Genomic DNA, 12,962 nt, shown 5'->3' on the forward strand with positions numbered 1-12,962 from the left:
CGTTCCGCCTCAGCTGCGTGCCAGCAGCGCCTGCAATTCGGGCAGGAAGGTTTCGGCAATGTCGGGGCGGGCCAGCGCATAGGCGACATTGGCTGTGAGGAAGCCGAGCTTCGAGCCGCAGTCATAGATCGCGCCGTCGAAGGTGACGCTGTAGAAATCCTGCTTCTTGGCCAGCTTGAGCATGGAATCGGTCAGCTGGATCTCGCCGCCGGCGCCGCGCTCTTGCGTGGCGAGCAGGTCGAAGATCTCCGGCTGCAGGATGTAGCGGCCGGAAATGGCGAGGTTGGAGGGGGCGACCTCCTTCTTGGGCTTCTCGACCATGCGGCCGATCTTGTGCACGCCTTCGGTAACCTCGTCGCCGAGCCCGACGATGCCGTACTGGTCGGTCTGCTCCGGCGGCACCTCATAGACGGCGATGTGGTTGCCGCCATTGGTGTGGTCATACGCCTCCACCATCTGCGCCAGGCAGCCGCGGCCGTTGCGCGGCTTGTGCAGCATGTCCGGCAGCAGCAGGGCGAAGGGCTCGTTGCCGATGAGGTCGCGCGCGCACCACACCGCATGGCCGAGGCCGAGCGGCAATTGCTGGCGGGTGAAGCTGGTCTTGCCGGGGCCGAGCGTTTCCTCGCGCAACGTGTCGAGCAACTGATGCTTGCCGCGCTCGGACAGTGTGGCCTCAAGCTCGTACTGGCGGTCGAAATGGTCTTCGATGACGCCCTTGTTGCGCCCGGTCACGAACACGAAATGCTCGATGCCGGCGGCACGCGCCTCGTCCACCACATGCTGGACGACGGGTCGGTCGACGACGGTCAGCATTTCCTTGGGCACCGCCTTGGTGGCGGGAAGGAAGCGCGTGCCGAGACCGGCAACGGGGAGGATCGCCTTGCGGATCTTTTTAGCCATATGAACGGGAAACTGCCTTGGGGAGCCTAAGACACCGGTGACGGGATGGCAGGAGACTGCCTGTGTTCAACTTAACGCCTTACCCCCGCGTTTCACACAGGCTCGGTAAACGCATTGTGACGGCGATGCCGTTTGCACCCTGCGATACCGTCGCATCTGCCGCGAACCGCACGCTAGCACGTCCGCGCGGCATCGGCGCCGGCGAACGTCACCTACCGCAAGGGCATGTTCGCGCGCGAATCGCCCCGCCGTTAAGATCGATGAAACCTTGAGGGGTTCCTAATCCCGCCCTGCGGTTTGCGTAAGGGTAGGCGTCATGACGAAAGGCACAGCGGCATCCGGAATTCCGGCATCGGCGATATCGGTGCGAGGCCGCCAGCCGGCCGGCGGGCTTGCGGGGGCGATGCTTGCGGGGCCGATGCTTGCAGGCCCAAAGCTTGCGGGGCCAAAGCTTGCGGGTGCGGCGCTGCTATGTCTCGGCCTTGCCGGCTGCGCCTCGCCCGACGAGGTGACGGGGGCGCTCGCGTCGCCGTCCCCCATGCGCGCCGCCGCGGTTGCCAATGCCCCGTCGCCCCGGCCGGCCGCGCCCGCCCGCGCGGCGGCGCCGGCGACGGCATCGACCCATCCGGAAATGACCCCGCAGGCGCTGGCGCGTGCCGAGGCGAATTTCGACCGCTGCATCGCCTCGCTGGAGCCGATGGCGCGGGCGCAGGGCGTGTCCCCGGCCGGATTCCGCCGCTACACGGCCGGGCTGAAGCCCGACATGGGCATCATGGACAAGCTGCAGACGCAGCCCGAATTCACCCGGACCACGGGCGACTACGTGACCATGCTGGTCTCCGAAACCCGCATCACCCGCGGCCGCGAGGCCATGGCGCAGAACGCCGCCGTGTTCGAGGCCGTGGGCCGCACCTATGGCGTCGACCCCTATGTCGTCGCCGCCATCTGGGGCATCGAGACCAATTACGGCAGCGCGCGCGGGTCCTATCCCGTGCTGCAGGCCACGGGCACGCTGGCCTGTGTCGGCCGGCGGCAGCCCTATTTCCGCGACGAGTTCGTCGCCGCGCTGCGCATTCTCGACAAGGGCGACATTCCCGAGACCCACCTGCGCGGTTCGTGGGCGGGCGCCTTCGGGCTCACCCAGTTCATGCCCACCGCCTTCCAGCGCGACGCGGTGGACTTCGATGGCGACGGGCATCGCAACGTGGTCGATTCGGTCGCCGATGCGATGGGTTCGACCGCCGCGAAGCTCAAGCGCGGCGGCTGGGTGGCGGGGCGCAGCTGGGGCTATGAGGTGGATCTGCCGCGCGGCTTCGATTATCTGCTGGCCGACAAGAAGCTCAAGAAGCCGATGCGCGAATGGTGGGCGCTGGGCGTGCGGCGCCCGGATGGGCGAGCGATGCCCGGCGGCGACGAGATGGCCTTCCTGCTGCTCCCGGCGGGTGCCAAGGGGCCGGCCTTTCTGATGACCGACAATTTCAAGGCGATCCTCTCCTACAACCCGGCGGATGCCTATGCGCTGGCGATCGGGCATCTCGCGGACCGCATTCGCGGCGGCGGGCCCTTCGTGCAGCCCTGGCCGGAGGATGCGCGGGCACTCTCGCGGCTGGAGCGCACGGAATTGCAGCAGCGGCTGGCGTCGCGCGGCTATGATGTCGGCACCCATGATGGCGCTCTCGGCCAGAAGACCCGCGCCGCGGTGCGTGAATATCAGGTGAGCGCCGGTCTGGTGCCCGATGGGCTCGCGTCCGACGAGGTGCTCGCTTCGCTGCGCGGGCGCGACGGCACCTGAGTGATTGCACTTGAGTGACGGCACTTGAGTGACGGCACTTGGTCGCCCGGACATCGGTCCGCGATGCGGGTCTTGAAAGAACCGTTATAATGGTTCACGGGACCGGCGGGTGACGTCAGGCAAGGGCAGTTCATGCGTGCGCGCGGCTTCGGACAGGGGCGAGGGATCCGGCAGGCGTTCAGGACGTTCCTCGCCGGCGCGTTGCTGAGCGCTCTCCTGTCGGTCGGGAACCTGCCGGCTCAGGCGCAGAGCGACTGGTTCCGGCCGCCGGGCGATGTCGGCCAACCGGCGGCCCGTCCCGCGCCGCAGCGCCAGGCGCCCGCCCGGCAGCAGCAGCCGACACGCCAGCAACAGCAGCCCTCGCGCCAGTTCCAGTCCCAGCAGCGCCAGCAGGCCCGCCAGGCGCCGCCGGCCGCGCCGCGCAGCTGGTCGCCGTTCCAGCCGCTCATTGACCTGTTCCGAGGCGACAGCCCGCCGCGCGCGGTGGCCCCGCGCGTGCCGCGCGATGCGGCGCCCGCGCCGCCGGTCGCCCGCGCGCCGGTGATCGCGCCGCCGGCCGAGCCGCGCGGCGCGGTCTATGACAATGCGGCCGCGGCGCGTGCCGATGCGAAAGTGTCCGAGATCGTGCTGGTGCTTGGCGACGACTATGCCGCGTCGCTGGCGCAAGGGCTGGCCGATGCCTTCGCCGCCGACCGCGAGGGCGTGGTGGTGGTCGGCAAGAGCGAGGCGGGCTCGGGTCTCGGGCCGGGCAGCCCGTTCGACTGGCTGAGTACCGCCCGCCAGCTGCCCGCCGGCGAGCAGGCCAATGTGACCGTGCTGTTCGCCGGCGCCAATGATCTGGTGCCGATCGAGGATCCCGCCGGGCGCGCCGAGCCGCTGGACGAGCGCTGGCGCGAGATCTATGGCCGCCGTCTCGACGACGTGCTGCTCGGGCTCAAGCTCGCGGGACGCCCGGTCGTGGTGGTCGGCCTGCCGCCGGTGGAGGACGACGCGGCCAACCAGCGCCGCACGCAGTTCAACGTGCTGCTCAAGGAGCATGTGGAGCGCGCCGGGCTGATCTTCGTGGATGTGACGGACGGCTTCGTCGATGAGAATGGCAAGTTCATGATGTCGGGGCCGGCGGTGGATGGTCAGCGCCGGCGCCTGCGCAGCTCCGACGGGCTCGGCTTCACGCGGGCCGGCGGGCGCAAGCTCGCGTTCTTCGTCGATCGCGAGCTTGATGATCTGCTCGCCCGGCCGGGCGAGCCGCCGGCGGCCGCGGCCAATCCGGCCGATGCCCGTCCCTCGATCATCCTGCTCACGGGCGGGGCGGTGAGCGGAGCGCGTACGCTGGCCGGCGCGCCGGGGGCGGCGCCTCTGGCGGCCGGGGGGGCTGCCGCCAGTGCGGTGGTGACGCCGGTGGGGCAGGAAGGTGTTGCCGAGGCGACACCCGAGCCGGCCCGCGTGCTGGTCAGCGGCGCGGCGCTGCCTGCGGTCACGGGGAGGACGGATGATTTTCGCTGGCCGGTCGGGCAACCGGCGGCGACCAGCGCGCCGCTCGTCGGACCCATGCCGGACGACGCGCCGCTGCCGACCATCGCCGCGCCCGACACGCCCGCCTCGGGCACGGGCAGCACGGCTGTGGCGCCCTGATGCGGCTGTGGCGCCCTGATCCGGCGCCCCGGAGGGCTGTCATCTGAGATAAGGAAACGGCGCCCCGGAGGGTCATCGGGCCAACGAGCCGATGGCGCCGCGGAGGGCCAACAAGCAAACGGCGCCCCGGAGGGCGCCGTGAGAGAATGCGCGCGGTGGTCGAGGCGCGGATGGCCGGACGGCTCAGCGCGGCAGGACCGAAGCGCCCATCAGGAACAGGTCGATCGACTGCGCGGCCTGCCGGCCCTCGCGGATCGCCCACACGACCAGCGACTGGCCGCGGCGCATGTCGCCGGCGGCGAACAGCTTGGGCACGCTGGTGGCGTAGTCATTATCGGAGGCGGCGACGTTGCCGCGCGGGTCCAGCGACAGGCCATCCTGCTCCAGCATTCCCTCATGCAGCGGGTGCACGAATCCGAGGGCGATGAAGATCAGGTCGGCCTTGATGTGGAACTCGGTGCCCGGGATGGGCTGGCGCCGGGCATCGACGCGGGCGCATTTCACCGAGGTGACGCGGCCCTTCTTGCCCTCGATGGACAGGGTGGCGGCGGCGAATTCGCGCTCGGCCCCTTCCGCTTGGCTGGTGGAGGTGCGGAACTTGGTCGGCCAGTAGGGCCATACCGCCAGCTTGTCTTCCTTGATCGGGGGCACCGGGCGGATGTCGAGCTGGTGCACGGAGAGCGCGCCCTGGCGAAAGGCGGTGCCGACGCAATCGGAGGCGGTGTCACCGCCGCCGATCACCACGACATGCTTGCCCGCGGCAAGGATAGGCTGCTCGTCGCCCTCCTTTTCGCGCCCGACGCGGCGGTTCTGCTGCACCAGATAGGGCATGGCATAGTGCACGCCTTCCAGCTCGTGCCCCGGCAGGCCGGGGTTGCGCGGGGCCTCCGAGCCGCCGCACATCAGCACGGCGTCGTGGCCGGCCAGCAGCTCGTCGAGCGGCACGGTCACGCCGATATTGGCACCGTAGTGAAAGGTGACGCCTTCGCCCTCCATCTGCGCGACGCGGCGGTCGATATAGTGCTTTTCCATCTTGAAGTCGGGAATGCCGTAGCGCAGCAGGCCGCCGGCCTTGGGCTCGCGCTCATAGACATGCACCTCGTGGCCGGCGCGGGCGAGTTGCTGGGCAGCCGCCATGCCGGCCGGGCCGGAGCCGACCACGGCGACCTTCTTGCCCGTCTTGTGCGGGTTCGGCTCGGGCTTGATCCAGCCGGCCTTCCACGCCTTGTCGGCGATGGCCTGCTCCACCGTCTTGATGGTGACGGGCACGTCCTCGAGATTCAGCGTGCAGGCCTCCTCGCAGGGCGCGGGGCAGATGCGGCCGGTGAATTCAGGAAAATTGTTGGTGGAATGGAGGTTGCGCGCAGCCTCTTCCCAGTTGCCGTTATAGACGAGGTCGTTCCAGTCCGGGATCTGGTTGTGGATGGGGCAGCCATTGGGCCCGTGGCAGAACGGCACGCCGCAATCCATGCAGCGCGAGGCCTGGTTGACGACCTCGGAATCGGGCAGCGGCAGGGTGAACTCGCGGAAATGGCGAATGCGGTCGGACGCCGGCTGATACTTCGCCTCGCGCCGATCGATCTCGAGAAAGCCCGTAACCTTACCCATTGCGCCCTCTATTCGCGGAGCACCGCCACCTTGGAGGCGTTCCAGCCCCCGGTGCAGATACATCAATCATGCCAGTTGGGAAATGACAGCGCGGCACACGGCCGCGCCAACGGCCCTTTCGGGCCGTCCCGCGTCGAACCCCGCGCGGGCGAGGCGGCGGCCTATTCGGCCGCCTGCAGGCCGCGCATCTTCTCCATGTCGCGCAGCGCCCGCTGGTACTCGACCGGCATGACCTTGACGAACTTGCCGCGATACTCGGTCCAGTTGTCGAGAATGGTCTGGGCCCGCTGCGAACCGGTATAGTGCAGGTGCTTGGCGATGAGCTGGTGCAGGCGCTCCTCGTCGTGGTGGCCCATATCCGCCATGATGTCGATGCGGCCCTTGAACTCCAGGTCGCCGCCATGGTGATGCAGGCGCTCCAGAAGGTCTTCTTCCTCCTCGACCGGCTCCAGATCGACCATGGAGAGGTTGCACCGCTTCTTGAAGGTGCCATCCTCGTCCAGCACATAGGCCACGCCGCCGGACATGCCGGCCGCGAAATTCCGCCCGGTCTGGCCGATGACGACGACGACGCCGCCGGTCATGTACTCGCAGCCATGGTCGCCCGTGCCCTCGACCACGGCGATGGCGCCGGAGTTGCGCACCGCGAAGCGCTCGCCGCCGACGCCGCGGAAATACGCCTCGCCGGATGTCGCCCCGTACAGGACGGTATTGCCGACGATGATCGAGTTCTCCGGCACGATGATGGCATTTTCCGCGGGGCGCACCACGATGCGCCCGCCCGACAGGCCCTTGCCGACATAGTCGTTGGCCTCGCCCACCAGCGTCATCGACACGCCGCCGGCGAGGAAGGCGCCGAAGGCCTGGCCGGCGGTGCCGGTCAGATGAATGTCGATCGTGTCATCCGGCAGGCCGCCATCGCCATAGCGCTTGGCCACCTCGCCCGAGAGCATGGCCCCGACCGAGCGGTTGATGCTCTTGATCGGCGTGTGGATGACCACCTTTTCCCCGCTCTCCAGCGCCGGCATGGCCTGGTGGATGAGGGTGCGGTCCAGCACGTGCTGGATCGGGTGGTTCTGCCGCTCGGTGTGGCGGATGGCGACCTCGGGGCCGACATCGGGCTTGGCGAAGATGCGCGAGAAGTCGAGCCCGTTGGCCTTCCAGTGCTCGATGGCCACGCGCTTGTCCAGCCATTCGGAGCGGCCGATCAGCTCGTTGAAGCTGGCAATGCCCATCGAGGCCATGATCTCCCGCACTTCCTCGGCGACGAAGAAGAAGTAGTTGATCACATGCTCCGGCGTGCCCTTGAAGCGCTTGCGCAGCACCGGGTCCTGCGTGGCGACGCCCACGGGGCAGGTGTTGAGGTGGCACTTGCGCATCATGATGCAGCCGGCCGCGATCAGCGGCGCGGTCGAGAAGGCGAAGTCGTCGGCGCCGAGCAGCGCGCCGATCACCACGTCGCGTCCGGTGCGCAGGCCTCCGTCCACCTGCAGGGCGATGCGCCCGCGCAGGCCGTTCAGCACCAGCGTCTGGTGTGCCTCGGCGAGGCCGATCTCCCAGGGCGAGCCCGCATGCTTGATGGCGGTGAGCGGGGAAGCGCCCGTGCCGCCCTCGAAGCCGGAGACGGTGATGTGGTCGGCGCGCGCCTTGGCGACGCCGGCCGCGACCGTGCCGACCCCGACCTCGGAGACCAGCTTCACCGAGATGTCGGCTTCCGGGTTCACGTTCTTCAGGTCGAAGATCAGCTGCGCCAGATCCTCGATCGAATAGATGTCGTGGTGCGGCGGCGGCGAGATGAGGCCGACGCCCGGGGTGGAATGGCGCACCTTGGCGATGACCGCATCCACCTTGTGGCCGGGCAGCTGGCCACCTTCGCCGGGCTTGGCACCCTGCGCCATCTTGATCTGGATCATGTCGGCATTGACGAGATAGTCCGCCGTCACGCCGAAGCGGCCGGAAGCCACCTGCTTGATCGCCGAACGCATGCTGTCGCCATTGGGCAGCGTCTTGAAGCGGGTCGCTTCCTCGCCGCCCTCGCCGGTGTTCGACTTGCCGCCGATGCGGTTCATCGCGATGGCGAGCGTGGTGTGCGCCTCGCGCGAGATCGAGCCGAACGACATGGCGCCGGTGACGAAGCGCTTGACGATATCCACCGCCGGCTCGACCTCGTCCAGCGCGATGGCGGGACGGCCGAGCTCCTCCGCGTGGCGGACGCGGAACAGCGAGCGGATATTGAGCGTCTTGTGGCCGGCCTCGTTCACCAGCTTGGCGAAGTGGCGATACTTGTCCTGCGCGTTGCCACGCACGGCGTGCTGCAGCACCGCGACCGTCTCGGGGTCCCAGGCATGCTCCTCGCCGCGCAGGCGGTAGGCGTAGTCGCCGCCGACATCCAGCGAGGTGCGGTATACCGGCGCGTCGCCGAAGGCGTCGCGGTGGCGCATGGCGGTTTCCTCGGCGATCTCATTGAGGCCGATGCCGCCGATGGAGGAGGCGGTGCCGAAGAAATACTTCGCGATCAGCTCGCTGTTCAGGCCGACCGCGTCGAAGATCTGCGCGCCGCAATAGGACTGGTAGGTCGAGATGCCCATCTTGGACATGACCTTGAGCAGGCCCTTGTCGATCGACTTGATGTAGCGCTTGACGATCTCGTACTCGTCGACCTCCTCGGGGATGTCGACGCGCATGTCGATCATCGTCTCGAAGGCGAGATAGGGGTTGATCGCTTCCGCGCCATAGCCGGCCAGACAGGCGAAGTGATGCACCTCGCGCGCCTCGCCGGTCTCCACCACGAGCCCGACAGAGGTGCGCAGGCCCTTGCGGATCAGGTGATGGTGCACGGCCGCGGTGGCGAGCAGCGAGGGAATCGGGATGCGGTCCGGCCCGGTGAGGCGGTCGGACAGGATGATGATGTTGTAGCCGCCATGCACCGCCGCCTCGGCGCGCTCGCACAGCCGCTCCACGGCATCGCCCATGCCCGCCGCGCCCTTGTCGGAGGGGTAGGTGATGTCGAGCGTGCGGGTGTCGAAGCGCTCCTCCATGAAGCCGATGGAGCGGATCTTCTCCAGGTCGGCATTGGTGAGGATGGGCTGGCGCACCTCGAGCCGCTTGCGGCGCGAATTGCCTTCGAGGTCGAAGATGTTCGGCCGCGGCCCGATGAAGGAGACCAGGCTCATCACCAGCTCTTCCCGGATCGGGTCGATCGGCGGGTTCGTCACCTGCGCGAAGTTCTGCTTGAAATAGGTGAACAGCGACTTCGACTTCTTCGACAGCGGCGAGATGGGCGTATCGCTGCCCATGGAGCCGACCGCCTCCTGCCCGGTGGTCGCCATCGGCGCCATCAGCAGCTTGAGGTCTTCCTGCGTGTAGCCGAAGGCCTGCTGGCGATCGAGCAGCGACACGTCGGTGCGCACCTCGCGCGCTTCCACCGCGCGCAGGTCTTCCAGCACCAGCTGGGTGCGCTTGAGCCATTCCTTGTAGGGATGAGCCTGGGCGAGCGCGGTCTTCACCTCCTCGTCCGGCACAAGGCGGCCTTCCTCAAGGTCGACCAGCAGCATCCGGCCCGGCTGCAGGCGCCACTTGGTGATGATCTCGTCCTCGGGGAAGGTGAGCACGCCCATTTCCGAGGCGAGCACGATCCTGTCGTCGGTCGTCACCATGTAGCGCGCCGGCCGCAGGCCATTGCGGTCGAGCATGGCGACGATCTGGCGCCCGTCGGTGGCGACGATGGCGGCAGGCCCGTCCCACGGCTCCATCATGGCGGCGTGGTATTCGTAGAAGGCGCGCCGCTCCTCGTCCATCAGCGGGTTGCCGGCCCAGGCTTCGGGCACCAGCATCATCGCCGCGTGCGGCAGCTCGTAGCCGCCCTGCACCAGGAATTCGAGCGCGTTGTCGAAACAGGCGGTGTCCGACTGGCCCTCATAGGAGATCGGCCAGAGCTTGGAGATGTCGTTGCCGTACAGCTCACTGTCGACGGAAGCCTGGCGGGCCGCCATCCAGTTCACGTTGCCGCGCAGCGTGTTGATCTCGCCATTATGCGCCACCATCCGGTAGGGATGGGCGAGCGACCAGGCGGGGAAGGTGTTGGTCGAGAAGCGCTGGTGCACCAGCGCCACCGCGCTCTCGAAATCCTCGTCATGCAGGTCGGCATAATAGGCGCCGAGCTGATCGGCGTTGAACATGCCCTTGTAGACCAGCGTGCGGCAGGACAGCGACACGACGTAATAGCCCGCCGTGCGCGGGTCCTTGGCGGCATAGACCGCGTTCGACACCACCTTGCGCAGGATGAACAGGCGGCGCTCGAACGCCGCCTCATCCACGCTGCCCTCGCCGGGGGCGACGAATACCTGCACATGCCGGGGCTCGGTCGGCAGCACGGTGTGGCCGAGCGAGGTATTGTCGGTCGGCACGTCGCGCCAGCCGAGCAGAACCTGCCCCTCGGCCGCCACCACGCGCTCGAAGGTCTCGCGCACGATCTGCTGGCCTTCGCCGTCACGCGGCAGGAAGACGTGGCCGACCGCGTACTTGCCCGGCTCGGGCAGCGCGAAGCCGAGCTTGGCCGCTTCCTTGGCGAAGAACTTGTGCGGGATCTGCACCAGCATGCCGGCGCCGTCGCCGGCGCGCGGGTCGGCACCCACCGCGCCGCGGTGCTCCAGGTTCAGCAGGATCTTCAGCCCGTCCTGCACGATGGCGTGCGACTTGCGGCCCTTGATGTCGGCGATGAAGCCGACGCCGCAGGAATCCTTCTCATTGCGCGGGTCATAGAGTCCCTGCGCGCGCGGCAGGCCCGGATCGAGATGGGTAATGGTTTTGGCGGCGCGATCCGTCGTGGCCGGACGAACCGCAGCCTCGCCGATCATGCGCGCGGCAGTGCCGCCAAATTCCTCACTCATCCCCGTATCTCCCTTCGGGTCTGTCCATCGGCGTCCCGGACCTTGCCCAGCTTCGCAGAGCATTGCTGCGCGAAGATGCACGCCGCCGTCATTATCGATCTGCATCGGCCATGCCATGGCGGTGCCCGGCTTTGGCCTGTCGCGATTATAGGACAGCATCGCTTCCCTATCAATCGCGAAGATGCCAGAATTGGCGCGTGCCGACAAGCGCCCCCGTGCATCCCAGCCCGGCGAATTTTCATACTTGTTGCGAAGGGGGCGATCCCGGCGCAACGAACGTTAAGGGGATATGCCGGTTGGCGCAACGCCATTGCCCGGCCGGCACTGTCTGGATTGGGCGTAAATGAGGCACGCTGCCGCGTTGGGCGGGCCGGCCCGCCTCGGCCGCCGCCGGTCATGCGGGGGCGCGCGCTGCCGAAGCCCGTGGTCTCGCCCGTGCCGCATTCGCTGCCTTCAATGACCTTCCGGAATGATTCAACCTGGACGCTGCCCATGAAGCCAGTCCTTTCGTCTGCCGTCGCGGCCTCCCGCCGGTCGCGGCGGGTGCGGCGCCTGCCCTGTGCCCTGCTGCTGCCGCTGGTTGCGGGAATGGCGGGGCTGGCCGTGTCGCCGGCCGGCGCGCAGGTCTATTTCCGGCCCTTCGGCGGTGTCTATGTCGATCGCTACGAGGGCCCGCCGCCCGGCTATTATCCGGGCCCCCCACCTGTTTACGGCCCCCCGCCCGTCTACGGACCTCCGCCGGCCTACGGTCCTCCCCCCGTCTATGGCCCGCCGCCGACTTACGGGTCGCGTGGCGGGCTGCCGCCGCAGGATGTCGAGCCCATGCTGCGCTCCATGGGCATGCGGGCGATCGGGCGTGTGCGCGCCGATGGCCCGACCTATGTGGTCGATGCCACCGATCGCAGCGGAACGCGCCAGCGCGTGCGCATCGATATCGGTTCCGGCCAGATCCTGGCGATGCGGCCGCTCGGCCCCGCGCCGGACGGGCGCCGCTATGCCCCGCCACCGGCCGTTTCCGCGCCGCCGGTCGCGAACGTGCCGCGCGCCGTGCCCCGCCCCCCGGCCCGGCCGCCGGAGGTCGCCACCGTTCCCGCCCCGGCGCCCATCGAGCCGTCCGCCGCGCCGGCGACGGCGGTCATCGCGCCGGATCCGGCGCCGGCCTCCACGCCGCCTTCCGCTCAATCGCTCCCCGATTCCCCGCCCGAGACGGCAAAGCAGGAGACCGGCAAACAGGAGGCTGCGAAGCCCGCGGCCGATGCGGCGCCGACGGCAGGAGGCGTGCGCGTCATTCCGGGCGTCGCCGTGCCGCCGGGCACCGGCCCGACGGCCCCCCCCGCTGCCGCTGCGCCCTCCACGACGACCAGCAAGACGGGTGTGGGAACCGGGACGGGTGGCGGTCAGCCTTCCGCCGGCACGGCCTCGGTGGTGGTGCGGGGCACCGCGGCCACGGAGGCGCCGCCGCAGGACACGGCGCCGTCGGGAACGCCTGTGCTGGCGCCGTGAAAATGCAAGAGGCGCCCCGGTTTCCCGGGACGCCGTGTGGATGGTTGCCCTCCCCAAGCACCGCGCGTGCGGGGGAGAGGTGATCCGGGGCGACAGGTCGGCAACATCGATCCCCGGCCGCCGCTTTCGCCGCGGCCGGGGCGTCAATCCTAGGCTGCCGCTTTCGCTGCGGCGGTTTTGGCCTCGATCGCGCGGGGAGCGGAAGCGCCGACCGTGATCGGAATCGACCGAGGCTTCATCGCCTCGGGAATCTCGCGCACGAGATCGACGTGCAGCAGGCCGTTGGCAAGGCTGGCGCCACGAACTTCCACATGGTCCGCCAACTGGAAGCGGCGCTCGAAGGCGCGCGCGGCGATGCCCTGATAGAGCACCTCGCCGCCCTTGGCGGAGACGTCGGGTCGCCGCTCGCCCCGGATGGACAGGGTGTTCTCCTTCACCTCAAGATCGAGATCCTGATCGGTGAAGCCGGCGACCGCCACGGTGATGCGATACGCATTCTCGCCGGTCCGCTCGATATTATAGGGCGGATAGGTCGTGCCGGTATCCACGTTGCCGACTTGGTCGAGCAGCGAGAACAGCCGATCGAAGCCGACGGTGGAACGGTGGAGGGGGGAAAAGTCAAACGTACGCATGGCATA

7 protein-coding genes are annotated in these 12,962 nt (G+C 68.7%); 3 read left to right on the top strand and 4 right to left on the bottom strand.

All coding sequences use genetic code 11. The annotated features are described in order from the left end of the window. Positions 1 to 9 precede the first annotated feature (9 nt). Positions 10 to 900 carry a UTP--glucose-1-phosphate uridylyltransferase GalU gene (gene galU, locus QOZ99_RS07035; RefSeq protein ID WP_306889261.1) on the bottom strand — a complete coding sequence of 297 codons (891 nt, stop codon included), beginning with the start codon at positions 898 to 900 and terminating at the stop codon, positions 10 to 12. Between the two features lie 418 nt (positions 901 to 1,318). Between galU and QOZ99_RS07040 the strand changes: the two genes are divergently transcribed. Then, positions 1,319 to 2,692, top strand: coding sequence for a lytic murein transglycosylase (locus tag QOZ99_RS07040; RefSeq protein ID WP_306889262.1), 1,374 nt, complete (start codon positions 1,319 to 1,321; stop codon positions 2,690 to 2,692). Positions 2,693 to 2,824: 132 nt separating this feature from the next. Then, positions 2,825 to 4,324, top strand: coding sequence for an SGNH/GDSL hydrolase family protein (locus QOZ99_RS07045; protein ID WP_306889263.1), 1,500 nt, complete (start codon positions 2,825 to 2,827; stop codon positions 4,322 to 4,324). 183 nt (positions 4,325 to 4,507) lie between these two features. Here QOZ99_RS07045 and QOZ99_RS07050 read toward each other — a convergent pair whose 3' ends face one another. Then, entirely contained in the window at positions 4,508 to 5,932 is a 1,425-nt protein-coding gene (locus tag QOZ99_RS07050; RefSeq protein WP_306889264.1) for a glutamate synthase subunit beta, read from the bottom strand. A 161-nt stretch (positions 5,933 to 6,093) separates the two neighbouring features. Continuing rightward, the gene (gltB, locus tag QOZ99_RS07055; RefSeq protein ID WP_370876808.1) at positions 6,094 to 10,821 is read right to left on the bottom strand and encodes a glutamate synthase large subunit; all 4,728 of its coding nucleotides are present in this window, start codon (positions 10,819 to 10,821) and stop codon (positions 6,094 to 6,096) included. 492 nt (positions 10,822 to 11,313) lie between these two features. On the opposite strand from gltB, the gene QOZ99_RS07060 reads away from it, so the two are divergent. Continuing rightward, positions 11,314 to 12,324: a hypothetical protein gene (locus tag QOZ99_RS07060; protein ID WP_306889265.1), complete on the top strand. Its 1,011-nt coding sequence runs from the start codon at positions 11,314 to 11,316 to the stop codon at positions 12,322 to 12,324. A gap of 149 nt (positions 12,325 to 12,473) precedes the next feature. On the opposite strand, the gene QOZ99_RS07065 is transcribed toward QOZ99_RS07060, so the two are convergent. Continuing rightward, positions 12,474 to 12,956, bottom strand: a complete 483-nt coding sequence (locus QOZ99_RS07065; RefSeq protein ID WP_306889266.1) for an Hsp20 family protein — start codon at positions 12,954 to 12,956, stop codon at positions 12,474 to 12,476. Between the last annotated feature and the right edge of the window lie 6 nt (positions 12,957 to 12,962).

It is taken from the genome of Ancylobacter amanitiformis (assembly GCF_030814815.1).
GTDB lineage: Bacteria > Pseudomonadota > Alphaproteobacteria > Rhizobiales > Xanthobacteraceae > Ancylobacter > Ancylobacter amanitiformis.

What these genes read in the sequence shown, in the direction of transcription:
- galU (WP_306889261.1), bottom strand. Translation starts at nt 900, where the DNA reads ATGGCTAAAAAGATCCGCAAGGCGATCCTCCCCGTTGCCGGTCTCGGC.
- QOZ99_RS07040 (WP_306889262.1), top strand. Translation starts at nt 1,319, where the DNA reads ATGCTTGCAGGCCCAAAGCTTGCGGGGCCAAAGCTTGCGGGTGCGGCG.
- QOZ99_RS07045 (WP_306889263.1), top strand. Translation starts at nt 2,825, where the DNA reads ATGCGTGCGCGCGGCTTCGGACAGGGGCGAGGGATCCGGCAGGCGTTC.
- QOZ99_RS07050 (WP_306889264.1), bottom strand. Translation starts at nt 5,932, where the DNA reads ATGGGTAAGGTTACGGGCTTTCTCGAGATCGATCGGCGCGAGGCGAAG.
- gltB (WP_370876808.1), bottom strand. Translation starts at nt 10,821, where the DNA reads ATGAGTGAGGAATTTGGCGGCACTGCCGCGCGCATGATCGGCGAGGCT.
- QOZ99_RS07060 (WP_306889265.1), top strand. Translation starts at nt 11,314, where the DNA reads ATGAAGCCAGTCCTTTCGTCTGCCGTCGCGGCCTCCCGCCGGTCGCGG.
- QOZ99_RS07065 (WP_306889266.1), bottom strand. Translation starts at nt 12,956, where the DNA reads ATGCGTACGTTTGACTTTTCCCCCCTCCACCGTTCCACCGTCGGCTTC.